38 protein-coding genes are annotated in these 24,107 nt (G+C 65.9%); 16 read left to right on the forward strand and 22 right to left on the reverse strand.

Features of this window, described 5'->3' with window-relative positions; genetic code table 11:
- Positions 1–164: 164 nt before the first annotated feature.
- The 22 genes from SAZ01S_RS23580 to SAZ01S_RS08035 all read right to left on the reverse strand — a co-directional run bounded on the left by SAZ01S_RS23580 (position 165) and on the right by SAZ01S_RS08035 (position 10,824).
- A complete protein-coding gene (locus tag SAZ01S_RS23580; protein WP_139809981.1) occupies positions 165–731 on the reverse strand; it encodes a Lar family restriction alleviation protein in 567 nt (188 codons plus the stop codon).
- Entirely contained in the window at positions 728–1,963 is a 1,236-nt protein-coding gene (locus SAZ01S_RS07940; protein ID WP_167693104.1) for a tyrosine-type recombinase/integrase, read from the reverse strand. Before SAZ01S_RS07940 ends, SAZ01S_RS23580 begins: the two co-directional genes overlap by 4 nt.
- 22 nt (positions 1,964–1,985) lie before the next feature.
- Positions 1,986–2,234, reverse strand: coding sequence for a hypothetical protein (locus SAZ01S_RS07945; protein WP_084581737.1), 249 nt, complete (start codon positions 2,232–2,234; stop codon positions 1,986–1,988).
- Positions 2,235–2,249: 15 nt separating this feature from the next.
- Entirely contained in the window at positions 2,250–2,681 is a 432-nt protein-coding gene (locus SAZ01S_RS07950) for a thermonuclease family protein (RefSeq protein WP_084581738.1), read from the reverse strand.
- Positions 2,678–3,637, reverse strand: a complete 960-nt coding sequence (locus tag SAZ01S_RS07955) for a hypothetical protein (RefSeq protein WP_139809982.1) — start codon at positions 3,635–3,637, stop codon at positions 2,678–2,680. The genes SAZ01S_RS07950 and SAZ01S_RS07955 overlap by 4 nt, the downstream gene beginning before the upstream one ends.
- Complete coding sequence (locus SAZ01S_RS24565) at positions 3,624–3,758, reverse strand: hypothetical protein (RefSeq protein ID WP_281252154.1); 135 nt, start codon at positions 3,756–3,758, stop codon at positions 3,624–3,626. The genes SAZ01S_RS07955 and SAZ01S_RS24565 overlap by 14 nt, the downstream gene beginning before the upstream one ends.
- Before the next feature lie 62 nt (positions 3,759–3,820).
- Positions 3,821–4,180, reverse strand: a complete 360-nt coding sequence (locus SAZ01S_RS07960) for a DUF7694 domain-containing protein (RefSeq protein ID WP_084581740.1) — start codon at positions 4,178–4,180, stop codon at positions 3,821–3,823.
- Between the two features lie 41 nt (positions 4,181–4,221).
- On the reverse strand, positions 4,222–4,701 hold the full coding sequence (locus tag SAZ01S_RS07965) for a hypothetical protein (protein ID WP_084581741.1): 480 nt from the start codon (positions 4,699–4,701) through the stop codon (positions 4,222–4,224).
- The gene (locus SAZ01S_RS07970) at positions 4,698–5,600 is read right to left on the reverse strand and encodes a hypothetical protein (protein ID WP_084581742.1); all 903 of its coding nucleotides are present in this window, start codon (positions 5,598–5,600) and stop codon (positions 4,698–4,700) included. The genes SAZ01S_RS07965 and SAZ01S_RS07970 overlap by 4 nt, the downstream gene beginning before the upstream one ends.
- Positions 5,587–5,883 carry a LexA family protein gene (locus SAZ01S_RS07975; RefSeq protein WP_084581743.1) on the reverse strand — a complete coding sequence of 99 codons (297 nt, stop codon included), beginning with the start codon at positions 5,881–5,883 and terminating at the stop codon, positions 5,587–5,589. The genes SAZ01S_RS07970 and SAZ01S_RS07975 overlap by 14 nt, the downstream gene beginning before the upstream one ends.
- The gene (locus SAZ01S_RS07980) at positions 5,880–6,059 is read right to left on the reverse strand and encodes a TraR/DksA C4-type zinc finger protein (protein WP_084581744.1); all 180 of its coding nucleotides are present in this window, start codon (positions 6,057–6,059) and stop codon (positions 5,880–5,882) included. The genes SAZ01S_RS07975 and SAZ01S_RS07980 overlap by 4 nt, the downstream gene beginning before the upstream one ends.
- Entirely contained in the window at positions 6,052–6,285 is a 234-nt protein-coding gene (locus SAZ01S_RS07985) for a hypothetical protein (protein WP_084581745.1), read from the reverse strand. Before SAZ01S_RS07985 ends, SAZ01S_RS07980 begins: the two co-directional genes overlap by 8 nt.
- The gene (locus tag SAZ01S_RS07990; protein ID WP_218018039.1) at positions 6,278–6,586 is read right to left on the reverse strand and encodes a hypothetical protein; all 309 of its coding nucleotides are present in this window, start codon (positions 6,584–6,586) and stop codon (positions 6,278–6,280) included. The genes SAZ01S_RS07985 and SAZ01S_RS07990 overlap by 8 nt, the downstream gene beginning before the upstream one ends.
- 8 nt (positions 6,587–6,594) lie before the next feature.
- On the reverse strand, positions 6,595–7,077 hold the full coding sequence (locus SAZ01S_RS07995) for a cupin domain-containing protein (protein ID WP_084581747.1): 483 nt from the start codon (positions 7,075–7,077) through the stop codon (positions 6,595–6,597).
- A complete protein-coding gene (locus tag SAZ01S_RS08000) occupies positions 7,074–7,376 on the reverse strand; it encodes a hypothetical protein (RefSeq protein ID WP_084581748.1) in 303 nt (100 codons plus the stop codon). The genes SAZ01S_RS07995 and SAZ01S_RS08000 overlap by 4 nt, the downstream gene beginning before the upstream one ends.
- Complete coding sequence (locus tag SAZ01S_RS08005) at positions 7,376–8,086, reverse strand: hypothetical protein (RefSeq protein WP_084581749.1); 711 nt, start codon at positions 8,084–8,086, stop codon at positions 7,376–7,378. The genes SAZ01S_RS08000 and SAZ01S_RS08005 overlap by 1 nt, the downstream gene beginning before the upstream one ends.
- A complete protein-coding gene (locus tag SAZ01S_RS08010; RefSeq protein WP_084581750.1) occupies positions 8,083–8,295 on the reverse strand; it encodes a hypothetical protein in 213 nt (70 codons plus the stop codon). The genes SAZ01S_RS08005 and SAZ01S_RS08010 overlap by 4 nt, the downstream gene beginning before the upstream one ends.
- Complete coding sequence (locus tag SAZ01S_RS08015; protein WP_084581826.1) at positions 8,295–8,669, reverse strand: hypothetical protein; 375 nt, start codon at positions 8,667–8,669, stop codon at positions 8,295–8,297. The genes SAZ01S_RS08010 and SAZ01S_RS08015 overlap by 1 nt, the downstream gene beginning before the upstream one ends.
- Positions 8,666–9,031 (reverse strand): hypothetical protein, encoded by a 366-nt coding sequence (locus SAZ01S_RS08020; protein ID WP_139809983.1) that lies wholly within the window; start codon positions 9,029–9,031, stop codon positions 8,666–8,668. Before SAZ01S_RS08020 ends, SAZ01S_RS08015 begins: the two co-directional genes overlap by 4 nt.
- Complete coding sequence (locus tag SAZ01S_RS08025) at positions 9,028–9,294, reverse strand: hypothetical protein (RefSeq protein ID WP_084581752.1); 267 nt, start codon at positions 9,292–9,294, stop codon at positions 9,028–9,030. The genes SAZ01S_RS08020 and SAZ01S_RS08025 overlap by 4 nt, the downstream gene beginning before the upstream one ends.
- 409 nt (positions 9,295–9,703) lie before the next feature.
- Positions 9,704–10,108, reverse strand: coding sequence for a hypothetical protein (locus tag SAZ01S_RS08030; RefSeq protein ID WP_084581753.1), 405 nt, complete (start codon positions 10,106–10,108; stop codon positions 9,704–9,706).
- A gap of 14 nt (positions 10,109–10,122) precedes the next feature.
- Positions 10,123–10,824, reverse strand: a complete 702-nt coding sequence (locus SAZ01S_RS08035; protein ID WP_167693105.1) for an XRE family transcriptional regulator — start codon at positions 10,822–10,824, stop codon at positions 10,123–10,125.
- Between the two features lie 72 nt (positions 10,825–10,896).
- Between SAZ01S_RS08035 and SAZ01S_RS23585 the strand changes: the two genes are divergently transcribed.
- The 16 genes from SAZ01S_RS23585 (at position 10,897) to nusG (ending at position 24,106) form a co-directional block, all read left to right on the forward strand.
- Positions 10,897–11,148, forward strand: a complete 252-nt coding sequence (locus SAZ01S_RS23585; RefSeq protein ID WP_139809984.1) for a carph-isopro domain-containing protein — start codon at positions 10,897–10,899, stop codon at positions 11,146–11,148.
- Between the two features lie 213 nt (positions 11,149–11,361).
- The gene (locus SAZ01S_RS08040) at positions 11,362–11,805 is read left to right on the forward strand and encodes a hypothetical protein (protein WP_084581755.1); all 444 of its coding nucleotides are present in this window, start codon (positions 11,362–11,364) and stop codon (positions 11,803–11,805) included.
- A gap of 197 nt (positions 11,806–12,002) precedes the next feature.
- A complete protein-coding gene (locus tag SAZ01S_RS08045) occupies positions 12,003–12,779 on the forward strand; it encodes a GP88 family protein (RefSeq protein WP_084581756.1) in 777 nt (258 codons plus the stop codon).
- Positions 12,779–15,397, forward strand: coding sequence for a DNA methyltransferase (locus SAZ01S_RS08050; protein WP_084581757.1), 2,619 nt, complete (start codon positions 12,779–12,781; stop codon positions 15,395–15,397). Before SAZ01S_RS08045 ends, SAZ01S_RS08050 begins: the two co-directional genes overlap by 1 nt.
- Complete coding sequence (locus SAZ01S_RS23590) at positions 15,394–16,053, forward strand: hypothetical protein (RefSeq protein WP_139809985.1); 660 nt, start codon at positions 15,394–15,396, stop codon at positions 16,051–16,053. Before SAZ01S_RS08050 ends, SAZ01S_RS23590 begins: the two co-directional genes overlap by 4 nt.
- On the forward strand, positions 16,050–16,292 hold the full coding sequence (locus SAZ01S_RS08060; protein ID WP_139809986.1) for a hypothetical protein: 243 nt from the start codon (positions 16,050–16,052) through the stop codon (positions 16,290–16,292). Before SAZ01S_RS23590 ends, SAZ01S_RS08060 begins: the two co-directional genes overlap by 4 nt.
- Entirely contained in the window at positions 16,289–16,525 is a 237-nt protein-coding gene (locus SAZ01S_RS08065) for a DUF2312 domain-containing protein (protein ID WP_084581760.1), read from the forward strand. The genes SAZ01S_RS08060 and SAZ01S_RS08065 overlap by 4 nt, the downstream gene beginning before the upstream one ends.
- A gap of 2 nt (positions 16,526–16,527) precedes the next feature.
- Positions 16,528–17,652, forward strand: coding sequence for a DNA polymerase III subunit beta (gene dnaN, locus SAZ01S_RS08070; protein ID WP_084581761.1), 1,125 nt, complete (start codon positions 16,528–16,530; stop codon positions 17,650–17,652).
- Between the two features lie 12 nt (positions 17,653–17,664).
- The gene (locus SAZ01S_RS08075; RefSeq protein ID WP_084581762.1) at positions 17,665–18,033 is read left to right on the forward strand and encodes a hypothetical protein; all 369 of its coding nucleotides are present in this window, start codon (positions 17,665–17,667) and stop codon (positions 18,031–18,033) included.
- Positions 18,030–20,390 (forward strand): class I SAM-dependent methyltransferase, encoded by a 2,361-nt coding sequence (locus SAZ01S_RS08080; RefSeq protein WP_084581763.1) that lies wholly within the window; start codon positions 18,030–18,032, stop codon positions 20,388–20,390. Before SAZ01S_RS08075 ends, SAZ01S_RS08080 begins: the two co-directional genes overlap by 4 nt.
- Positions 20,387–21,127, forward strand: coding sequence for a hypothetical protein (locus SAZ01S_RS08085; protein ID WP_218018040.1), 741 nt, complete (start codon positions 20,387–20,389; stop codon positions 21,125–21,127). Before SAZ01S_RS08080 ends, SAZ01S_RS08085 begins: the two co-directional genes overlap by 4 nt.
- On the forward strand, positions 21,124–21,903 hold the full coding sequence (locus SAZ01S_RS08090; protein WP_084581765.1) for a hypothetical protein: 780 nt from the start codon (positions 21,124–21,126) through the stop codon (positions 21,901–21,903). The genes SAZ01S_RS08085 and SAZ01S_RS08090 overlap by 4 nt, the downstream gene beginning before the upstream one ends.
- The gene (locus SAZ01S_RS08095; RefSeq protein ID WP_084581766.1) at positions 21,900–22,247 is read left to right on the forward strand and encodes a hypothetical protein; all 348 of its coding nucleotides are present in this window, start codon (positions 21,900–21,902) and stop codon (positions 22,245–22,247) included. Before SAZ01S_RS08090 ends, SAZ01S_RS08095 begins: the two co-directional genes overlap by 4 nt.
- Positions 22,244–22,924: a hypothetical protein gene (locus SAZ01S_RS08100; protein ID WP_218018041.1), complete on the forward strand. Its 681-nt coding sequence runs from the start codon at positions 22,244–22,246 to the stop codon at positions 22,922–22,924. Before SAZ01S_RS08095 ends, SAZ01S_RS08100 begins: the two co-directional genes overlap by 4 nt.
- Positions 22,833–23,468, forward strand: coding sequence for a hypothetical protein (locus SAZ01S_RS08105; protein WP_139809988.1), 636 nt, complete (start codon positions 22,833–22,835; stop codon positions 23,466–23,468). The genes SAZ01S_RS08100 and SAZ01S_RS08105 overlap by 92 nt, the downstream gene beginning before the upstream one ends.
- Positions 23,469–23,521: 53 nt before the next feature.
- A complete protein-coding gene (gene nusG, locus SAZ01S_RS08110) occupies positions 23,522–24,106 on the forward strand; it encodes a transcription termination/antitermination protein NusG (RefSeq protein WP_139809989.1) in 585 nt (194 codons plus the stop codon).
- Position 24,107 lies beyond the last annotated feature (1 nt).

A 24,107-nucleotide genomic window follows, 5' to 3' on the forward strand; every position in this document is an offset into this window, starting at 1 on the left:
GATCGCCATGAGCTTCTTTCTGCATGAGGAAGATCCCATCCAACGAGAATGATGACAGCATTCACCGCAGGGCCGATCATGCACCGCGAGCAGTTGCTTGCCGCACGCTTCGCACCAAGAGCCCTCTTGCCCCTTCCGGCCGCGGGAAACAGTATGCGGGCAGGTCATCGCTCCGCCGCGAGCTGGTTGTTTAGTGCTGCGAGGAGAAACTGCCGTGCAGCCTCGCCATCATCGCTGTCCTCGAAGGTGATAACTGCGTTCCCGCCAACGGTGATCCATCGCCCGTCCCCGTCCACATCGCCATCATAGGGCCATCGGAGTGAAAGGCCGTCTTCGGACAGTTCCAAGCCCTTCAGCCTCTCCAGCGCCTCCCGCACAGCATCGTATGGCGCGGCTCGCCGATTCCAGAACGCGACGCACTGAAACCAATCGCCGTGATACGACGTGGATGCCCCGCAGCCCTTGCAGACAGTGCGATAAGGATGGACTTTGTCCGAGGACTTGTATGTCTCTGCCTCCCCGCCGCAATGAGGGCATGGCTCCGGATCCAGCGTTCCTGCCTGGAGCCCCTCCCCAAATGTGGATGTCTCACGGTGGCGGAGAATGGCCTTTAGGTCCGCGACAGACGGTGCCGCCGGGTACATCGTATGACCACCCCAGCTCGGCGCATCTTCGTAAGCATCGATATACGCCTGGACTCGCTCTGCCGCTTCACGGTCTGCATTCGTCATTCGTCGTCTCCTGGTTTGGTGCTGCCCACGACGCGGGCGATGTGCTCGCGCCTGGCGCGCGCGATCCGGAGAGCCTTCTCACGGTTGGCCTTGTCGTAGATCTTCGTCGTCTTGATCTCCGAGTGACCGGAGACGGCGCGGATATCCACCTCGCCAGAATCGCCGATCTCAGTGATGCCGCCATGCCGGAAGCTGGTGAACCGCAAATCCTTCGGCAGCCCGGCCTTGATGCGGATCCGCTTATGCAGCTTCTGCATGTAGTCGATGCCGTACGCCTTGCCGGTCCGCTCATCGAACACGATCATCGGGCGCTCGACGCCTTCTTGCCGCGGCGTGCGCGCGAGCTCGGCCTCCAGCTCCGGGTAGAGCTGGATGGCATCTTCGCCGGTACCGTCGACGAGCGGCAGGGTGATCCTCTTGTTCGTCTTCGACTGCACGACCGTGATCTGCTCGCCGGGCTTATAGTCGTCCCAGAAGAAGCCACGGATCACCTTGCCGTCCGGATCCTCGAACCCGAACGCGTCCGTGACGCGCTGGCAGGTCTCGAAGCACAGCGCCGCGGCGGTTGCCATCGACTGGCGGCCCATGGCGCGGGCGGTCTCGCGATAGAGGTCGTATTCGGCGCGCGTCGCGGCGCGGTTGCCCTTGCCGGCGCCGACGCTCGTCTTGATGCCCATCCCTTTGAACGGGTTCACCTTGACGCCGGTGTGCTTCGAATAGCCCGGCCGGCTCGCGAGGCTCCACACCAGCCGGCAGACCTGCATCATGTAGGATCCCTGCCGCTCGCCATGTTTCGCGATCGCGCGCTGATAGAGCTTGTCGGCGGCCGGCCCATCCACCGCGCCAGCCTGTCGCTGGCCAAAGGTGCCGGTCTTCATCGACATTTCCTCGACGTAGCGCATGGCGCGCTCGTACCCGATGCGCGTCTGGTGCCGCTTGTCGGTGAACCGCTCCTGCTTGCGGTACCAATCGAACAGCCACGCGATCGTGCCGTGCGGCACCTCCGCCTTGTCGCCCAGGCGCCAGGCGGCGAACGCCTCGTTCAGTACGCGGGCGCGGACGAACACCTCCGCGATATCGGTGCCCAACGGTGTGCTCGCGACCGGGCACGTCTTGCCGTCGCGCAATGCCTTCCGGCGGACCTTCTCATCGGGTGAGGTAGCGAGCTTCGGATCGGCCCAGGCGGGGCGGCACCAGAAATAGGCGCGTTGGCCGCCGGCGAGCCGCCGCACGTTCACATAGGCCGGCAGTCGCTCAGTCGCCATCGCCGAAGTCCATGTCTTCGGCGACCTCGCCGAACAGCTTGCGGAGCGCCTCATCCAGCTGGGCGCGCTCGGTAATCATCGAGCCGTTCGGCCCGCGCGCCCGGAAGCGCACGGTACCCTCGCGCTCCCACTGGCGCATCTGCGCCTCGGACACGCTGGTATAGGCGAGCGCCATCGGCCGCGTCATCGCGGCGGGCCAGAAAGGGATCGTGCCGTCGAGCTTCTCAGCGGCGCCCATGGTCGGCTTCTCCGTTCAAGGTTGCTGCGCCCGGCCGCCGCGCGGGGCGGGGCAGGGGGCCATGTTGTATCGGCGCCAGTACCGGTCCCAACGCGTCGCGGCGCCGGCGGCGATCACCGCGCAGGACAGATCCCGCCCATCCGGCAGTCGGCAGCGGGCGACGATGCGGTTGTAGCTTGGCTCGAGCGCCTGGCAGGTCAGCCGGCGGCGCAGCACCAGAGCGGAGACGGCGCGCTGGCTTGCCCGGGCTCGCGCGTCGCTGCAGACGTACCCCGCGCGCCGCTGGCGGCACGGCTCGGCAGCCTCGAAGTCCGGCGCCTGTACCCCCGCAATGCGGACCTTCGGCCCCTCGGCGCACCAGAGCGGCCCATCCCCGTCGTAAACGCGGGTGACGGTGCAGGTGAAGGCGGAGCCGGACAGGGCGGCTGCGATGAGGATGCTGATCATGGTTTGTTCTTAGGATCGATCGCAGGGCGCACAACCCGGCCATCGGCCGCATGCCACGATAAGCAGCCGCCTGAGATCCAGTCGCCAGCAAAATCGATGGGCGAGAGGGTGCCGTCTACGAACGGGGCGATCTCGTTTGGGCTCGTCGCGAGATAGGAGACGATGGCCCCCGCGGTCTCGCGCTCTCCCACCCCAGCCTGGAAGCCGATCGCCTCCGCTGCCTGCACGAGCCGCGCGATCACGCGCTTATCGGCTTGTCGATCGGCGCCGGCGGCGCGAAGGCGCTTCAGCTCGTGCAGGCAAAGCATCACGCTTTCGCCGAACGATGCCCAATTTTCGATCTCGTCCAGCAGCGTGCCGTCGCGCTCGAAAGCTTCGAGTTCCGCGATCGACGCCGCCAGCGCAGACTGTTCGGCCGGCGCGAGCATAGCCACCCGGTTGGTGGTGGCGGACGCCGCCCGAAGGCAATCCTGCATCCGCTCATAGTCTGCCCCGGTGAATGGGTGGAGGCCATCCCCGTTGGGTGGGGCGGCGATAATGTCGAGCGCTTCGTTCAATCCCTTAACGCGACCAGCGGTGAAGCTGTCGCCCGGGACGAGTTCCCGTAGCAGCGTATCGCGTTGCTTGCGCATATCTTCCCGCAACCGCTGGATCTCAGCGGCCATCGCGGCTGTGGATGCGGTGCGGTGGCGGGTGGCGAAGTGGGTGTCGATGACGTCCTGCGCGTCCTGGTTGCTGATGCCCCGCTGCACGGTGACCATCGCGACGGCCTTGTCGTCGAACTCTGTCATCTCGTTGATGCCGTCGATGACTTCCACCGCCTGTTCGCGGGTGGCATCAGCCCAGATGCACCACTGGATGCGATCGAGCAGCACCTCGGCGACCCATGCGATGCGGTTTTCCTCTTTGGCCAAGCGGGTGTTCGCCGCTTCCCGGTCTACCTCAGTTGCCGACATGGTTGTTCTCCGAAAAGCCGGCGATCACCTCCCGGGCATAGCCGCCGATCAGGCGCGGGTGCGCGAGCACCCAACCGATGGCGATCGCGATGACGATGATGATCAAGAGCATGATGCCCATGACTGCTCGGCCGCGGCGACGAATCCGGTCCATTTCCGCGCGGTGGCTAGATAGGTGTCTCATTAGCCCTTCACTCCCCAGGCGTAGACGGGCGGCTCGGTGAGCAGCCACAGGTGACGCATGTTGGCGACGTTCACGACGGCGTGATCGTCCGGATAGATTTCGACCGCCCAGCGCTGGCCGTAGCCGGCCTCGCGCTTCAGGCGCTGCAGGTCGTCCCAGCTGATGTCCTCCCGCCAGCTGCCGGAGCGTTCGCACCAGGTGGTGCGGTTCACCGACATGCGGATCATGCCGCCCGGCTCCTCGTGGACTTGCACGAGGAAGTCGCGCGATCGGTAGACCTTGAGCCGGCGGCCCTCATGGACCCCCGCCGGCGGCCATTCCTGCCAAGGCACCGGAGCGAGTGCAGCGGGTTGGCGCATGTTGTCTCGCCTGAGCTGGCGCAGCTGGGCGGCGCTTGGTTTCATGCTTCGTCCCCGGCCGGCCTGGACAGAGCCGGCAGCATCTTCGGCATCTCGCTCGTCCGATAGGCGATGGCGATCTGCGGCCGCACCCACTGGCCGGCCGTCGAGCCGTTCGGCATGACGATGTTCGCCAGGAACTCGTCCTCGAATTCGCTGATGCCGCTCTCCACCGCCTCGAGCTTGGCCTTGATGACCAGCGACAGGGCGCGCCACCGCTGCCGGACAGCCTGCTCCCACTCCTTCAGTGCCGCATCCGGCGTCCGCCGGCCGCGCGAGTGGTGCGTGAAGCGCTTCTCTTCCTTGCTGGGCATCGGCAGCACGAAGCGCACTTGGCGGCCTACCATGCGGAATGCGACCATCGCGGCATCGTCCTGCCAGCCGTACATGAACTGATCGGCACCGTAGCGGGTGAGGGTCCGCTCGATCTCGTCGCGCGAGCGGCTGGCCGATACGTCGGTGTTCGCAGCGAACCGGGTCATCGCGGCACGCTGAACCCAGCGGCGTTGCGGTGCCCACCGCCGCCGAACTTGGCCGCGATCGCGGACACGTCCTCGCGATCGTCCCGGCTGCGCAGGCTCCACATGCGGGCGTTCGCCCCGTCGAAGTAGGTTGCGGCGAACGGCGCGCCCGGGTGGGCGTCCAGCAGAGCGTGACCGACCTCGCTCGCGAACATCGGCGGGCAGTTTACCGCGATCGGCTCGAAGGTGCCGACGCGCTGCCGGCGCGCGAAGGAGGCAATCTCCTGCACCTTCGCATCGAAGAACCGCTGCATTGCGGCAGCCTCGCGCATGATGGTCCGGCAAGTCGTCGTGTACGCGAGGTCGTGGGCGATCTCGTCGAAGCGGGCGAAACTAAACGGCTCGGCGCGAAGCCACAGCCCGAATGGCTTGGTGTCGGGCAGGGTGAAGCGCCACAGGTCCCGATCCTCGATCAGCGTGATCAGGTAGGGCGCCGGGCGCTCGTGGCAAAACTCCCAAGCCATCCGCGCGCCAGACCGTTCCATGTCGAAGCAGGCGACGATCGGCGGATAGCCGCCCTTGGTCAGATCCCCGACCATCAAGCCCACTACCGCTGGCGTGAACCGCTCCGGCTTGCCCTCGAACCGCGCGAACTGCTCCAGATCTTCCCTGGCGGTCTTATGATGGTCGAGGACGACAATCGACCGGGCCGCCCGCGCCATCTCTTGCAGGACGGCATTCTTGTAGCTGAAGTCGACGATCAGGACGTGGCGGCCGGTGACATCGGGCGGCGTCTGGCCATAGTTCGCCGCCACATACTCGCACGCGTCGCCCCAGCGCTGCCAGCATGCCCAGGCCGCGCCGAAACCATCCGCGCACTGGTCGTGGTAGATCACGAGGTCGGGCTTAAAGTTGGGCATCGGTCAACTCCATCTCGGCGGCTTCCCGGCGCGCCAGTTCGTCTCGAAGGGTTTGGGTCGGCACAGCAGCGAGGGTCGGCTGGTTGACGATCATCAGGCCCCGCTGCCGCCCTGGGATTTTCCGAATGAGGCCCGCCTCGATGAGGAATTCGACCGCATCATGAGCGTGCCCAGGCGAAGAGAATCCAGATCGAGCAGCAATTTCCCGATAGGTGGGTGCCAAACCCGTCCGCGCGATCTCCTCGCGTATCAGGTCAAGCGTTCGCAGTTGCCGCGGCGTCATCGAGGCCGTCCGTCTCGGCACCGTGCACAGCGGCCTCCGACGAGGCGGGGGCTGTCGTCGCCGCAGTTATCGCACTCGCCCGGCACGCCCACGGCGATCGGCTGCCGCGCCGCGCGCAGGCTGCGCTCGAGGTGCTGCTCGTTCAGGTCGTTCGCCTGGTCGATCTGGTCAGCCATGGATGCGGCCTCCGAATATCCCGCGCTGCCAGGCCAGATCCCGGAGCATGTCGAGCGCGAGCGCATCGATTTCGCGGAAATTGTCCTGCCCGAACTCCCAGTCGCCCTGGCCGAGCAGCTTCATTATGATGCGCATGGTGTTGCGGTGGACGCGGATCGCCATGTCGCCTTGGCGGGCGATGCGCTTTCCCAGTGCTTTCAGCACGATCTCGCGACGGTCAGCCACGAGTGGTTTCCGGCTTGGCGAGCTCCGACGCCGCCTTCTGGTTCAGCGTGGTCAGCGCTGCGCGATGGCTGGCAATCGTCGCCTCCAGCACTGGAATCGCGATTTCGTAGGGCACATGGAAGAGCCTATGCCCGCGGTCGCTGTTCGGCACGCCAAGCTGTAGCGCGCGCTGCTGCCGGCCAAACACGTCACGGATGTCCGGAACCTCGGCTTTCGCCAGAGCTTCCTTGATCTCGGCGAGCAGCTTCTCGGCTACCTCGATCTCGCGATAGGCGATCGCCATGTCGGCGGCGGTCTGCATGCTGATCATCACGCCGCCTCCGCCATATCATGCTCGCCGCAGCCGCGACCGACCAGCTCGCCGTTCACGCCGCCGGTGAAGTCCTTCCAGTGCACCCAACCTTGCGGGCAGGCGAAGCCCCACTCGCGGACCTTGGGCCCGGTGAAGAACAGCGAGACTGCGGGCGCGCCGTCGATCAGCTCGAGCCTATGCAACGCCTCGGCCGGCCGGTGCACGATGTCACCTGCCTCGCGGATGAAGGTGCCATCGGGCGTGATCTCGCGATAGCGGCCGATCAGCACATACGACGTGTTCCACCAAGGATGGTCGTGGAGTGCCCGGTCATCATCATCCCGCAGGATCTCGTGCAGGTAGACATTCTGCCGCTCGTTGCGCGGCACGATCCACCAGCGCCGCAGGTAGGCGGGGGCGCCAATCACGAAGTCCGGCTGGCGCTGCATCGTGGCGCGCGCCCAGGCGGCCATGTCCTCGGGTGAGGTGTAGGGGATCATCGCGCCTTCCTCGCCGTTTTCGCGGGGTTGATCGCGCCGCCTTCGACGTCGACGCCGCGGGCGGTCAGCTGCTCGGTCCAGAGCGCGCGCATTTCGTCGGAGCAGTGCGCCATCGCGTCGCGCCAATCCGCTGCCCGGCCGTGCTCGATACTGAACCGCGTCTGGTAGAAAAGGCTCTGCGCGTTGTGCGGCAGCTCGGGCTTGTGGGCAGTCGCGCAGACCTCGCACGTGCCTTCGCGCGCCGGCATCAGCAACATGGTGCCGCTGCCGTCGGTGGGGATGTTGATCGGCTGGCGCATCAGTAGTCTCCCACCGACGTGATCACCGCATCCTCGTCGATGATCAGCTTGGTGCCGCAGGCGGTGTAGGCGCGGAGCTTCTGCTCGATGCCGTAGGCGCTGCCGATCCAACTCTTCGTGGAAGCCTCGCGGCCGCCGACGAAGAACCCGGAGATGCGACCATCTTTGTCAACGAGAAGGCGGAACTTCGCCTTGTACAGGTCGCGTCCTTCCAGCGCCTGGTCATCGTCGAGGCTGATCCAAGTGCCGCCATAGCTTTTCGACTCGACATGCACGGTGATGTGCTTGCCCCACTCGTTATCGTCCTCGTAGGGCTTCAGCATAAAGGCGGCGATGTCGGAGAGCTTCACCTCCTTCGGCGCGAGGTTCAGGAGCTCGTCCATGTCCGCTGCCAGCTGACCGGCGATCAGGGGCGCTACCCGCGCTTCGATCTGGGTTTTCAACATGCTGGCGACGGTGGCGCCGTAGGACGGAAGGTCGAGTCGATCGACGCGCAGCGCTTCCTCGATCGCCTTCTCAATGAGCTTGCCGGTGTCGCTGTAGCTGCGCAGCGCCCGGTCGACGCTTTCGACGATCAGCTTGTCGACGCGGGTCTGCACCTCCTTCTCGATGAAGTCAGGCGTCATGCGGCGCGCGACGGCGGCGCTGATCAGCGAGCACAGCTGGTCATCCGCCGACGCGACGGCCGGCGCAGTGGTGGTGTCGGTCAACGGACGTCTCCCTGGAATGAGGAGCTCCGGCCGGCCTCCGCGGCCGGAGCGAGGATGCGCGCTTGTGCGCTGCTTGCGACCACGAAGGGGTGTGCGGAGGCCACCTCGGGGGAATGGGGCTGGTACGCCGCGTCGACGCACCGAATAAGCATGCTGGCGACCAGCAGGGCGGCCACGACGAGCATGGCCTTGGGGAAGTGGTCGCGCATCAGGCGTCCTTTCGGTCGAGCAGGTGCTGGTTGAGGTAGCTGGGCTCCTTCACCCAGCCGTTCCGCAGCACGATCTTCACGTCGCCGCTCGGCGCGATCACACGCAGGCGGCCGTCGCTGGTGGTCGACAGCACCGGGCAATCGAACTGGAACACCGGCGGCGCGTCGCCGCGCGGCCAGTACATCTCGCGCGTGGTCGCCTCGCGGAACACCGTCACGAAGACGGCATGCGTCTCCGGGTCGATGCCGTTGCGCTTCATCGCGCTTACCTGGGCGCGGGTGAAGCGATCGCCGGGCGAGTTGGGCCAGCCGACCCAAGGGCTTTGGTTGGACGGGGTGATGACCAGCTGGGCGGGCTGCCGAGGGAAAGTCACAGCGGCCACCAGCGGCGGCGGCGCGGCATCTCGCGCGGATGCTCCACCTTGAACGGCTGACGGCGATCGGCGGCGATCCACACGGCACCCCAATGCGCGGTGTCCTTGGGGCGCTCACTCGCGCGGCGGCGACCGGATTTCTTCGCTCGGCACCTTGGCGCTTCCGCTTCCTGAATGGCGCGCTCGAGCGGCGCGATCGCTGGGCAGTCTCGTCCGATCATCAGACCCATCGTATGGATGGCGTCGTCGAAGCATCGGAGGCAATAGAGCGCCGTCTTGGCGGCATCGAGCAAGCGCCGCTCCGCAATGGCGTCACGGCTGTTTGGTGGAGTGTATGCCTCACCGTTCTGCAGCATGATCATGCCGCCGCCGGGACGCGCTCGGCGTCGATCGCCATGTTGATCAACTCGAACAGCACCAGGCCGGACATGCCCAGGCGCGCGGCGCGCAGGTCGATGCCTTCCATGTGCTCGTTGACGCGGGCGCCGATCTGCGCGCGGCGCGGGTCATCAAACGCCATGCCGGCGATCGGCCGGGTAATGTCGCGGATCGCCAGCACGTCGTCGCGGAAGTCGTCGACCGCCTGCAGGGCGTCCGGATCTTTGAGATATGAGGGTTGGTGCAAGGTTCATCTCCCCAGCGACCGTCTTGCGTGCCGAATTACGGCAGATCAGGTCGCTGTGGAGCCTTCATAGCGCTATCAATCATAGCGCGCAATATGATTTGTAGCGCTGGCGCGCGATGATCAAATCGACAGGCTCGCGCGAGCGAAGCCGCCGTTTGCGGAGCAAACGTAACTATATCTGTATCTGCTTCTGGGGCGTTGCCGCGCGTTGCACTGCGTTGCGTTTACCCGCTGTACGCATAAGTATATGATAGATGGCTATTAATTTGATTTGCGGAATGCCGGGTGCGCGCACGTCTGGTCCGGCCGGCCATCGGAGCATCGTGGCCGGATCGGCGGGCATCTGCCACGCGGCGTCGGCTGCGTTGCCGCGAAAGTGCAACGCACTGCAACGCAGATTGTCCGGTAGCTACCAGGCCAAGCCCAGGCTGCGCCGCCAAGAAAAAGGCGCGTTACCTGCGCATGCGTCGTGCCAGAGCTGGTCGAACGTCTTTCGGTTTTGCTCGATCACGGCCATGTCGCCGCCCGCCGATCGCCAGCCTTGATGATATTCGAGCTGCCCTTGATGCATGTCGAAGAAATAGAGGAACCGCACGCGCGCATTGCCTGTCACGGTCGGATTAGGTGAAGCGATCGTCCCGCACGAAATCGTGCCACGACCGCCATTCGCATACCAGATTTCGAAGCCGTCGATCTTTACCGGCTTCTGCTCTCCGGCAATGAACGCGCGCGCCTCATCCGATCTCGGCTGCTCGACCGGTTCGACGTGCCCGCTGCACGATCCCAGGGCGAGCGCTGTGCCCGTGAGGCCCATGAGCGAGCGAGGGCTCAAAGTCCCATGCCAGCCCAGACGACGCGGCCCACGATGTACAGGTCATCCGCTTCCGCTTCCTGAGGAGGGACGGCAGGGTTGTCGGACAGGATCAGAAAGCGGTCCCGCGGCAGGCGGCGAACCCTTTTGATCATGCCGGCGCCCGCGAACGAAAGCGCCCAGATCATGTCCTGTTGGGCAATCCGGTTCTGGCTGGTGTCGATCATCACCAGTGCGTCGCGCCGGATCGTCGGCTCCATGCTGTCGCCGTGTCCAGTAGCGAGGAAGACCTGCGCAGGATTGGCAGGGGTCAGGACCTTGAGGAAGTCGCGGTCGAACGGCATGAAGCCGGCGTCCGGATAGTCCTCGACTATTGCCCCGTCGCCCATCGCGTATCGGATATCCACCCGTCGGACGAGCTCGATGTTGAAGCGATCGGTGAGGATCTCCGGTGTTCCGAACTCTCCGAGGGCGGGCGGCTCGGGCGGATCCGTATCGGGCATGGACCCGCCGCCGAGCAGCCACTCGACAGAGACGCCGCTGAGGCGCGCGAAGATTGTTGCCTGCCGGGCAAACCCATTCTGCCCATTCTCATATGCTCGATACGTCGTGGGGTTGATCTTCGCGGCTCGCGCGAACTGGGCGGCATCATCGAAGCCGGCGCGCTTGCGAGCCCACTTGAGGCGTTCCGCCGGCGAATCGAGGTTGGGTTCTTCCACGCCGAGCAAATCGCATACATCAACGCTACAAATCATGTTGCGTTAACTCGCTACGAATGATAGCGAGGGTGCATGACGACCTTCACCGATCATAGCGAGCTGATCGATGCGCTGGGCGGAGCCGCAAAAGTTGCGGCAGCCCCCGACGTAGCGACGCTTCCGGTAAATGTGCGGGCATGGGCAGCGCGCAATCGCATCCCGCCGGAATACTGGCCGGGCGTTATCCTTCTCGCGGTCGAGAAGAACCTCCCGGTCACTGCTGAGTGGCTAATGCAAACGACGCCGCCTCGTCGCCGGCCGGCGCAGGAGGCCCAGGCAGCATGAACCTGCTCGATCGAGAGTCTGCCGCCCGAGCGGTCCTGCATGGGCATTGCGCCCGGTGCGAGATCGGCGGGTGGCATCCGGAGGCGCAGCACTGCACCTCCCAGAATTGCGAGCTTCGTCCGCGCGGTGCGGCGAAGACGGACGCGGGGGCTTCCCATCCCCCGGCTCCCGCGTCCGATTGTCTGATCCCTGTTCATATCGATCGTGTAACTGATGCGGAGGCGCGAGATCATGTCTGCTGAAAACGGCATCGCGCAGGATATCGCCGATCGGCAGGTGGAAATGTTCGCGATGTTCGTGGGCGAGGGGCGCCGGATAACCCGCGCCGCCCTCTCCGCGGCATCCCGGATCCCGACCAGCACGCTGAAGAGCTGGGCCGCCGGCGCAGCGATGCCGGTGCATGGACTGCTCACGCTCCGCAAGTTCCTGCCGCCCGAAGCGATCGACATGATCACCGAGGCGGGCGGAGCGCGGATGGTGGGTATTACGAAGACCGAGACGAACTGGGATCAGATCGCCGCTGGCGCGGCCGGTCTGGTCGGCGAAGTCTGCGAGGCTCGAAAGGACGGGGTCATCGACCATGTCGAGGACGGCAAACTGAAAAGCCGAACCCGCGCGCTGATCGCCGAGCTCGCCGAGGCGGTTTCCGAAGGCTGAGGATCAATCGCCGGCAAGGGCCGGCTGAGGAGTAACATCATGGTCGCCATCACTGGCGCGGCGGCTGCGGCAGCAGCTTCCGCGAACGATAAGCCGCGTCCGCGTGCCTTGCCCGCCGAAGCGCTGCGCCCCCGCGTCTTGACCGGCGTGTACCCCTTCCGAAGCCATCGGACGGTGGCCGACCTCTGGGCGATGGCATGAGCGCCGCGGTCGAGATCGCGCCCACGACCCGGAAGGGTTACGGCAGCGGCGGCGCCCAGCGTCGCTTCGAGGCCATCGACGCGCGCGGCAGCCGCCGGCACTTCGCCGATACGCACCCCGCGATTGCCGAAGGCCGCACGGTGATGCCGTCCCGGGTCTTCCAGCCTGGGGAGCTGCCGCGCCTGCTCGTCTCCGGCGTCAACAGCCGCAAGATCGGGAAGAAGGTCACGAAGGGCCGGTGGAAGGGCGCGCCGATCTTCACGCTCACGCTTGAGGAGCGCGCGACCTGCCCGCGGACCTGCAGCGAATGGCGGACCTGCTACGGGTCGAACATGCAATATGCGCGGCGGATCGCGCACGGCCCCGAGTTCGAACGCCTGCTCTGGCAGGAGCTTGAAGCGAAGCAGGCGGCGCACCCGGCCGGCTTCGTGGTGCGCCTGCACGTTCTCGGCGACTTCTACTCGCCCGATTATGTCGAGCTCTGGGGCGAGGCGCTGGCCGTGTTCCCGGCCCTCCGCGTGTTCGGCTACACCGCCCGCGAGCCCGATAGCCCCGAGGGGGCCGTGGTCCGCGAGCTGCTCGGCCTGCACCCGGACCGGTGGTGCATCCGCTTCTCGGGCCTCGACGCGGACACCGACGGCGCCGTCGTCATCGAGCGCGGCGAGGCCACCCGCCACACGATTTGCCCAGCACAGACCGGCGGCACCGACTGCTGCGCGACCTGCGCCCTGTGCTGGCACTCCGACCAAACCATCGCATTTTGGAGGCACTGATGGGCGCCGACGCATATCGCCAATTCCTCGAGGCGAAGATCCCGGTGGCCCAGCGCCAGGGGCTGGCCTGCTCGCTCGACGAGGTCGCTACGCACCTGGTCGACGGCCGCGCGCTTCGCGATCACCAGCGGCATGTCATCCGCTGGGCGGTCGAAGGCGGCCGCCGCGCGCTCTTCGAGGCGTTCGGCCTCGGCAAGACGATCCAGCAGATCGAGGTCCTGCGCATCATCCTCGACAAGCTCCATGCCCAGGACGGTTATCGATCCGACGGTCTGATCGTCGCGCCGCTCGGCGTCCGTCGCGAGTTCATGCACGACGCGCAGCTGCTCGGCGTGGAACTGCGGTTCGTGAGAAGCGACGCCGAGATCCAGGCGCTACACGCGGACGGCTACGCCGGGCTGTTCCTGACCAACTACGAGAGCGTCCGCGATGGCAAGATCACCGTCTCGCGCTTCGTGGCGGTAAGCCTGGACGAGGCGAGCGTGCTTCGCTCCTATGGCTCGGACACCTTCCAGACGTTCTTGCCGCTGTTCCAAGCGGTGCCCTACCGCTTCGTGGCGACCGCGACGCCGTCCCCGAACCGGTACAAGGAGCTGATCCACTATGGCGGCTTCCTCGGCGTCATGGACACCGGGCAGGCGCTGACCCGCTTCTTCCAGCGAAACAGCGAGAAGGCCGGCGACCTCACGCTCTATCCGCACAAGGAAGAGGAGTTCTTCGCCTGGCTGAATAGCTGGGCGGTCTTCCTGCAGCGCCCGAGCGACCTCGGCTTCAGCGACGAAGGCTATGAGCTGCCGCCGCTGACCGTCCGGTGGCATGTCGTGCAGTCGGACCTGGCCGACGGCGGGGTCGACAGCCGAGGGCAGGGCAAGCTGATGCGCGACGCCGCGCTATCGCTGCAGGCCGCCGCCAAGGAGAAGCGCACGACCCTCGGCGCCCGCGTCGCCAAGGCGGCCGGGATCGTCGCCGCGGCGCCGGCCGACCACTTCATCCTCTGGCACGACCTGGAGGATGAGCGGCGCGCGATCGAGGCGTCGTTGCCCGAGGCAGAGAGCGTCTACGGCACCCAACCGCTCGACAAGCGCGAGGGCATCATCGAGCGGTTTGCCGAGGGGATGAGCCGCCTCCTCGCCGCCAAGCCGGTGATGCTGGGCAGCGGCACGAACCTGCAGCGGCATTGCCACCGTGCGATCTTCTGTGGCGTCGGCTTCAAGTTCAACGACTTCATCCAGGCTATCCACCGCCTGCAGCGCTTCCAGCAGCCGCACCCGGTCGAGATCGACATCATCCATGCCGAGACCGAGACGGAAGTCGTCCGGGTGCTTCAGGAGAAATGGGCGCGGCACGAGGAACTCGCTGAGCGCATGTCGGCGCTGATCCGGAAGTACGGGCTTCAGCATGAGGTGGCGATCGCCGGGTTGCAGCGGTCGATCGGCGTCGATCGGCAGGTCGAGAGCGGGGAGGGGTGGAGCCTCGCGCATAACGACTGCGTGTTGGAGGCGGATCACCTCGAGGAGAATTCCGTCGGGCTGATCGTCACGAGCATCCCCTTCTCGAATCACTATGAATACACGCCGAGCTACAACGACCTCGGGCACACCGATGACGATGCGCACTTCTTCGCGCAGCTCGACTTCCTGACGCCGAAGCTTCTTCGCGCGCTGCGGCCCGGCCGGCTGATGTGCGTGCACGTCAAGGACCGGATCCTGTTCGGCTCGGTGACCGGCGAGGGCGTGCCCACCGTCAACCCGTTCCACGCCAAGTGCATCTTCCACTATGCGGCGCATGGGTTCCAGTTCCTGGGCATGCACCACGTCGACACCGACGTCGTGCGCGAGAACAACCAGACCTACCGGCTGAGCTACAGCGAGATGCTGAAGGACGCGACCAAGATGGGTTGCGGCTCGCCCGAGTATGTCCTGCTGTTCCGCAAGCCGCAGAGCGACAAGTCGCGCGCCTATGCCGATGATCCGGTCGCGAAGGATCCCGCCGCCTATAGCCTCGCGCGCTGGCAGATCGATGCGCACGCTCATTGGCGGAGCAGCGGCAACCGGCTGGCGCTTCCGGAAGAGCTTGCCCAGCTGCCGGACGATCTGGCGGCGCACGTCGACCGGTTCACCTCGATGCAGGTCGGATCTCTCGTGAAGGCGTTTCGCGAGGAAAGCCGGCACCTCGTCTACGATTACGACGCCCATGTCGCGATCGGCGAGACGATCGAGGCTCGCGCGGGCAGCGACGGCCGCGGCAAATTGCCCCGCACGTTCATGGCGCTCGCGCCAGGCGCGTCGGGCCCGGGCATCTGGGACGACATCGTCCGGATGCGCACCCTCAACGCCGAGCAGGCGCGCAAGGGGGCGGAGAAGCATGTCTGCCCGCTGCAGTTCGATATCGTCGACCGCCTCATCGACTTCTACTCGATGCCGGGCGACCTGGTGTTCGATCCGTTCGCAGGGCTGGGCACCGTGCCGATGCGCGCGATCCAGATGGGCCGCCGCGGCGCCGGCAGCGAGCTCAACCCCGACTATTTCCGCTTTGCCTGTCAGTACCTGCGCGACGCCGAGGCAGAAGCATCGGTGCCCAGCCTGTTCGACCTGATGGGGCTGGAGCGGGCGGCATGAAGGGCAACTGCTCCGATTGCAGCCAGGCGATCGCGAAGGTGGGGAAGAGCGGCCGGTGCAAGCGCTGCCAGCTCGTCTTCATCAACTCGGATCCGGAGACGGTTGCCCGGCGCGCCGCCGCGCGCGAGGCGTTCAATGGACCTCGGCGAGTGGTGCGGTCCTGCCCCGATTGCGGTGGCCGCATGGCCGCGGGGTCAACCCGCTGCCGCACCTGTTCGAACCGGCGGGTGGCCAGCAGCCCAGAAGTTCGCGCGAAGGCCGCTGCAACCTTCCGGATGAACTACAATGCGGATCCGGCCCGGCAAGCCGAGCACCGCGCGCGAGTTCGCGCCACCGTCGAGCGGGCTCGCATCGACAATCCTGCGTTCTTCGAGGCGCGGCGAGAGAACGGCCGGCGGCACGGGCCGAGGAACATCGACAAGTCGTGGGCGCCCGAGGCGCGCGCCAAGGCGGGCCGATCGATCAGCGCGCGCCGGCTGGCCCACATACCTTCGGAGTATCGCGACCTCTACCGCGACCTGACGAAGCAAGACCTTACCGCTGCCGAGCGTGAGAGGATAGTCCTAGATCACGCCGCGCGCGACCGGGCCAGAATTGCTGCCGAGATGGCGGCGCTCCAGCCCAAGGCAGAAGAATCGTGCGGGAGTGCGCGGTGATGGTGGGCGAGGCTCAAGAAAAGCACCCCGCGCGCCAGCGGCTGGCCGATCTGGTCGAGATGAGCCTGAAGCGGTGCGAGCGCGCCGCCTGGAAGCTCGGCCGCGCGCAGCTCGAAGCCGACGCCTCGGCGGAAGCGCTGACCGCCGCGCGCCAGGGCCTCGACGCCTGGGACGCTGCCAACCCCGACCCACAACTCAGCCTGATCGAGGCGATCCACTCCAACGGAGGAATAGCATGAGCGACAATATTTCGGCCGAGCAGCTGCGACTGCTCGTCGAGCGCATCGAGCGGCTCGAAGAAGAGAAGAAGGGCATCACCGACGACATCAAGGATGTCTACGCCGAGGCTAAGTCGACCGGTTTCGACGTGAAGACGATGCGCACGGTCATTCGCCTGCGGAAGATGGAGAAGCACCATCGCGACGAAGCGGAGATGCTGCTTGAAACCTATCAGCAAGCGTTGGGAATGTGACGATGGCCGCGAAGGGGACCATCGTCTTTGAGACGAGCGAGCTCGCCGCCGCCATGCGCGACGTGCTCGGCGCCGTCCAGGCTCGGAACACGATCCCGATCCTGTCGAATGTGCTGATCAGCGCGACGGCGACCGGCCATGTCTACCTGACCACGACCGATCTCGATCGAACCGTCACCCGGGCGTGCCGCGCGAAGAGCGTCAGTGGAGCCGTCGGCCTGACCATCGAGGCGAAGCGGCTGGCTGAGGTGCTGGGCACCTTCGCCGCCGGCAGCGAGACGCATATCGAGGTGGACGGCTTGGCTGCCGTGGTGAAGTCCGGCCGAGCCCGGCTGCGCTTCTCCGTTCTCCCCGCTGATGATTTTCCAGTGGCTGTTCAGCGCGAGGTGGTCACCAGCTTCACGATCTCCGCAACGGCGCTCGCGCGGGGTTTCAACGCAGTCCGTCATGCGGTCAGCAAGGAAGAAACCCGATACTACCTCTGCGGGGTCTTCTGGCACGTCAGGAATGGGCGGCTGCTATATGTCGCCACCGATGGGCATCGTCTCGCGCGGTATAGCGACGATCTCCCGGCCGGGGCGGCCGACATGCGCGGCACGATCCTGCCGACACTGTGCATCGACTTGGTGCGTAGCGCCGCCGCCGAGCGCGGTGACTGCGATATCGGCGTCAAGATCGGCGACGGGAAGGTCGATTTCACAATCGGCAACCTCGTGATCCTGACGAAGGTGATCGATGGGACCTACCCGGATTATGAGCGCGTCATCCCGACGCAGATCAAGCTGATCGCGACCGTCGACCGCGATGAGATGATCGACGCGACGCGACGGATCATGGTCGCAAGCTCTGACAAGGTGCGTGGCGGCGCCTTCACCTTCCGGCCGGCCGGCGTGACGATGTCGATCAACTCTACCGGGCACGGTGAGGCGGTGGACGAGGTCACTGGCGACCTGGCCGGCGCCGCCGAAATCCGGATCGGCTTCAACCTCGCATATCTCCGCGACGCGCTCGACGTGCTGCCGGTCGACACCGTGCGGTTCGCAATGGGTGCGCCGGCCGATCCCACCCTCATCACCAGCACGGTCGAGAGCGGCTTGTCGCTCGTGCTGATGCCCATGAACGTCTGAGAGGAATTTCGCATGGTATCCATTTCCGCCTCCGTCGACATCGACGAGTTCCTTGATGAGATTGGCGCGAGCCGTAGCGATCTGCCTTCAGATGTTCGGGCCAAAATTTCCGCCATCATGGCCGTCGACCTCGATGTCGACGCTCACCAGGACGAGATCGACGAGAATGCTCGTGAACAAGAGCCCGAATTTCTTGACCTTGACGCGGAGACGCTGCGGGAGGCGGTGAAGGCTATTCTCGATGGCGATCTGATTATCGCCGGCATCCTCTTCGCTCGCGCGCTCAGCGAGGATGCCAACGCGGCAACCGCTGTCGACCAGGAGATTCGCCGCGCAATCTCATATCGCAGATCGCCCCTGCAGCTGGCGGTGGCAGCATGACGTCCGTCCTCGGTCACAACAGCGATACCGTCGTGCTTCGCCACGGCCACATGGCCTGCGGGATCGGCGCGCTGGCGAAGGGGTTCAACCTCGCTGACTTCCGCGTTGGCAACCTTCGCGGGCGGTTCGAGTGCGCAGGCGGCATCGACAACGACCCAGGCGCGATCCGCAACTTCGAGCGGATGACGGGCGTCAAGGGTACCTTGATGGACCTCTTCGACGAGGATCAATACCGGTGCTGGCACGGCCACGCCCCGCCGAGCGGCTGGCGAGAGGCTACCCCGGCGGATATCCGCGCGACCTTTGGCCGGCTGGACGTGCTATTCGGCACCTATCCGTGCAAGGGCTTCTCGGGGCTGCTGTCGACCAAGGCGTCGGAGACCGATCGCTACGAGGCGCTGAACCGCCTGACGACGCGCGGCATGATGCTCGGTCTCGAGGCGTACAAGGATGATCCGGTCGCCGTTTACGGCTTCGAGAACGTGCCGAGGATCGCCTCCAAGCGCGGCGCTAAGTTCCTTTCAAAGATCGATGCCATGTACCGCGCGTACGGCTATGTAATGACCGAGGTCGAGGACAGCATCTACGACTGCGGTGAGCTTGGCGGCCTCGGCCAGCACCGCAAGCGGATGCTCCGCCTATACCGGCACCCGGACAAGGTCCCGAACTTCATCTATGCGCCGGAGAAACAGCGCGTTCGCGGCGTCGGCGAGATCATCGGCAAGCTGCCACTGCCGGGCGACCCCCGCGGCGGCGCTATGCATCGCGTGCCAGAGCTGCAGTGGAAGACGTGGGTGCGCCTGGCGTTTGTGCCCGCGGGCCGCGACTGGCGCGCGCTGAACGAGCTGGAGGTGATCGACGGGCGCCTGCGCGATTACGGCATCCTGCCCGATCGTGAGCTGCGGAACGGCGTGCTCGGCGTCATGGGTTGGGACGAGACTGCGGGCACGATCGTCGGAAACCAGCGCTCGCCGCTGCACGGACGCCACAGCGTTGCCGATCCTCGCACGAACGACATGCGAAGCGGCGGGTTTGGCGTGGTCTCCTTCGATGAGGCGACCGGTACCGTCGCGGGAGAATCCCTGCCGAGCAACGGACGGTTCGCCGTCGCCGACCCGCGACCTCGCGATGCAGGCTGGCAATCCGACGTCCTCGGCGTGCGCGATTGGGCGGAGCCGGCGGGATGCGTCCCCGGGCGCAGCGGGCCGACGAACGGCGCCCACAGTGTCGCGGATCCTCGACCTGGTTATGGCGCTGACACCCACAGTCACGTCCTGGGGGTGAAGTGCTGGGACGAGCCGGCTCGGACAATCACCGGCAACCCCCATCCGTCTGGCGGTCCGCATTCTGTCGCGGATCCTCGCGTCGAGAATGGCCATCCGAAAAGCGTGCAGCTTGGCGTTCGCCCCTGGGACAGGCCGGCTCCCTGCATCAAGGGTGACGTTTCGGTGGGAACGGGACCGTACGCCGTCTCAGACCCGCGCATGGAGGGGAAGCCTCGGTTCAACAACGTCTACCGGATCGTCTCCTTCGACGCTCCGGCTCCGGCGGTCGCTGGACCGGGTGGCCCAGCCGGCGGCTTGGCGGTTGCCGATCCTCGATCGACGACGGCGTTCGCCGGCGGTGGCAAGTACCGGGTGACTGGGATGGAGGAGCCGGCCGGGACAGTGATTGCCGAGAGCACGACGGGGCAGGGGGCTTTCGCTGTTGCCGATCCTCGCCCGACGCACGGGCCGAACGCGCACACCAACAAGATGCGCGTCGTCGGCACTGAGGAGGCGTCCCCGACGGTCACTGGCTCCGATCGAGTTGGATCAGGCGCGTTGAGCGTCGCTGATCCGCGGCCCGCCGGTTTTGTCGGCGGACGGAAGCACTTCGAAGGTGGCGGACATTACGGGGTGATCCCGTGGGACAGCCCTTCAAATACCGTGTCCGGGTCTGCCTATCACGACAATGGGTACAACTCGGTCGCGGACCCGAGGGCGGCGGAGGTCGAGCCGGTCGAGCAATTGCCGGAGCCGAAGGACCGCCTGGTCTGCCGGATCATCTCGCTCGACGGCACCTGGCATCGGCCTTTTACCACGCTGGAGCTGGCGGCGCTGCAATCGCTCTTCGACCCCGAGGAGGTTTTCGAGCTGGAGGGCGGCTCCGATGCGACAAAGCGTGAGTGGATCGGCAACGCCGTGCCGTCGCTCGCCGGCAAGGCGATGGCGGAGGAGATCGGCGAGGCCCTGCTCTTGGCCAAGCTGGGTGCAACCTTCACGCTATCGAGCAAGGCAATCTGGGTGAGCCCCTATCGCATGGCTCTCGCGGTCGACACCGCGCAACCTATCGTGACGTGGGACGCGCAGGCATGAGCGGCCGCCGCTACACGATGTTCAGCGCAGGGCAAGGGTCTTTCCGCGCTGACATGATCGACCGCGTCATGCATCCAAAGGTGGAGCGGGCGTTGGTGTTCACCGATACCCTCTATGAGGACGCCGACGCCTATCGATTTCTCGTGGAGGCGGCAGCGCTGCTGACCGGACGGCGGGTCAATTTGACCGTCCGCGCGGAAGACTTCCCCGATTATCGGGTGCCTGAAGACGTTCCGATTGAGGAATATGGCGGCAACCCAGAGTGGAGAGCCTTCCTAGCAGACCTGCGCGATCGCACGATGGACGCGATCCCCGAGCTGATCTGGCTGGTGGAGGCGTCGCTCGATCTGTCTGTCCGGTGGCTTCGCAAGCTGCGGCGCCGGAAGGGGCTGCGCGGCGTCCGGTTCATGCTGGCGGTCCAGAACGGGATGGAAGCCGGCAAGATGCTCGGTCGGGTCAAGCGGATCGTCTGCCAGCGCGTCGGCATCTTCATCGGAGGAGACACCGAGTGGAAGCTCGCCACCTTGAAGTTCTGGCGTCGCATTAGTCGAGAGCGGAACTCGCTGGTTCACTGCGCCCGCGTCAACACGGCGCGTCGGATCCGCGCTTGCGCCGCGGCTGGCATGGACAGCTTCGACGGATCGAGTCCGTCGATCTGGGGGAAAACGCTCCGCCCGCTGGATCTCGCGCGCCAGCAAAATGACATCGAAGGCTATATCGCAAGGAAAGCAGCATGACCCCGCGCTTCACCGCCAAGGACGTCCGCGCGGCGCTCCTCAACCGCTATCGGGCACCGGAGTGGGCGACCTTCTTCGAGGTGCCCGACAGCACCGGCGCCGCGGCGAGCCGATCGGCCGACGCCATCGCAATGAGCCTGTACCCGTCGCGCGGGCTGCGCCTGCATGGGTTCGAGATCAAGGTCAGCCGGTCCGACTGGCTCCACGAGCTGAAGCAGCCGGACAAGTCCGTCGCGCTGCAGCGCTATTGCGATCACTGGTGGATCGTCACGCCGGCCGACATCGTGCGCGAGGGCGAGCTGCCGCCGACCTGGGGGCACCTCATCCTCAAGGGCAACGGGCTGCACTGCGCGGCGAAGGCGCCTCAGCTGGACCGAGAGCAATGGTCGCCCAATTTCCTCGCCGCCCTGCTGCGCCGATCGCACGAAGCGCGGGAGCGCGGCATCCGGGAAGGCATAGACCAAGTCATGGCGACCGAGCGCGCGGCGATCGAGAAGACGGTGCGCGATCGCGTCGATCGGGAGGTATCGTCGCTCCGCTCGATCAACCAGACTGCCGCGCGCAAGCTCGAAGAGATCATGGCCGCTTGCGGAATGGCGCCCGACCAATGGATCAACGGCGAGGATTTCGGCACGGCCGTCCGGCTGGTCTACGACCTCGGCGTCACCCGGACCTATTGCGGCCTCGCCCAGCTTGCCCAGCTTGCGAGGCAATTCGCGGACAAGGCTGAGGCAACGATACCGAAGCCCGCCAGCGATGAAGCGGAGGCGGCATGATCATCGAGCTTCCGTTCCCGCCGGCATCGCTGTCCGGCCACGCGAACGGCCGGCATTGGGCAGGCAAGTCGGCTGTCACCAAGGAACATCGCCGCTGGGCATGGTCTGCCGCGAAGGAGGCGAAGATCAAGAAGCAGCCTCCCGGTGACATCCGGATCCACGTCCGCTTCGAACCTCCCAACCGTCGCGGCGACCGAACCAACTTCGCCAATCGCATGAAGCCGTACTTCGACGGCATCGCGGAGGCGATGGGGGTGAACGACGCCCGGTTCCTGCCCTCATACGAATATGGCGAGCCGCACGAACACGGCCGCGTGCTGATCACGATTGGAGACGAGATTTGAGCGGGTGGGTTCGTCTGTGGCACGATATGCCAACAGATCCGAAGTGGAGGGTGATCGCCCGCAAAAGCGGGCAGCCGCTCGCATGCGTCGTGGCGCTGTTCTCGTACATGCTGGTGGAAGCATCGCGGTCTAAGGACAAGGGCTCGATCGAAGGCGTGCGCCCGGAGGAGGCCGCCGAGGCTCTCGACCTCGATCAGACCGCTATCGAGGCGATCCTCGGCGCAATGAAGGGCAGGGTGACAGACGGCCGGCGCCTGATAAGTTGGGATCGCCGCCAGCCCAAGCGCGAGGACCTGAGCACCGAACGAGCGGCCCGGCACCGTGAGCGGAAACGCAACGCAACGCAGGGCAACGCAGATGCGAACGGCGCTTCCGACGCGCCGATCGATGCGAAGAAGAAGCTCTTCGAGGCAGGGATCCCGCTGCTAATGAATAGCAACAAGACGCGGGACGCCGCAGCAGCCATGCTGGGGAAATGGCGAAAGCAGTATGGCGACGGCGCTGTGATCGACGCGCTCGCCGTGGCCCAGTCCGAAGCCGCCTCGGACCCAATTCCCTTCATCACCCGCATCTTGGAGACCCGCAATGGCAACCGCCCTCGCAGCACGGACCGACCTGCAGGACCTATCGAAAGTCGTCGTCGCTTCCATCAGCAGCACGACCTGGACGCTCAATGATGCGATGGCGCTGGTGGACGGCATCGAGGTGATGCCGATCCTCGCTCGTTATGAGCGCGGCCTGACGCCCCTGAAAGAGGTGGAGCCCGATCCCGCGCGCCCCGGCCGTTGGTCGGCCGGGCTCGGCGACGATCTCTCCCTTCTGCTCACGAAGGTGTCGCCGGGCATCGGGACCGAGCAGGCGGACGCGTGGATTAAGGTCATGGTGTTGGCGTTGGGCGACCTTCCGGGCCGGATCTCCCGCGAGGCCGCGCGGATGGCGCTGCATAGGCCCATGCGGTTCGCCAACGAGATCGAGGCGGTGATCCGACAGATCGCGGCCGGGCTCATGGCCCAGCATTCGATCGCCTGCGCTCGCCTGCGGCAGATGGCAGCCGAGCAGGACCGCCGTCGTCGCGGCGCGACCGACGATCCAGGCCCTATCACGAACGCGCAGATCCGGCACATGCCGCCGGCATATCGCAGCCTCGGCGTCACCCTCGGCCATCTGACACAAGAGCAGGTTGATGCGGCGCTCGCCGAAGACGTGGAGAACAAATCGTGATTCCTTCCTCCACCGCAACTGCTATGGTGCTCTGCGGGGGCGGAGTTCTGATCATGGCAAATGGGGACGATGCAGCGGCGCGCGCGGGGCGCTGGTGTGTGGTTCGATCGTCCGGCGGGCGCACCATCGCGGTTGCGCGATCGCTGTCCGAGGCTGGCATCGAGGCTTGGACACCCGTCGACGTGATCAAGCAGCGGGTCCCGCGCAGTCGCAAGACATTCACCCGCGAGATCCCCATCATGCCGACCTTCGCATTCGTCCGCGCCGAACACCTGCACGAGCTGCTGTCTATCTGTGCGGCCCCCGTGTCCGAACACCCGCCATTCTCGCTGTTCCGGCATGGTGGACGCGTCCCCCTGGTTGCGGACGCGGACATGGCCAAGCTGCGCGATGCCGAAGACAAGAAGCGCCGTGCCCGCATGCGATCGATCAAGCGGGAGTTCGCGCCTGGCGCCGCGGTGCGTGTGCCTGACGGGCCTTTCGCCGGCATGAGCGGCGTTGTCGAGGAAGGTGATGGGCGGTTCGCGTTGGTCGCGTTCGGAGGCCAGTTCCGGGTTCGGGTCGCCTCTTTCCTTCTTGTTGAGGATGCGGTACAGACCATGAACACCCGCACCGGGACCGCCGCCATAGCGGCTTGAG

Origin of the sequence: Sphingomonas azotifigens NBRC 15497 (genome assembly GCF_002091475.1) — a bacterium.
Taxonomy (GTDB): Bacteria; Pseudomonadota; Alphaproteobacteria; order Sphingomonadales; family Sphingomonadaceae; genus Sphingomonas; species Sphingomonas azotifigens.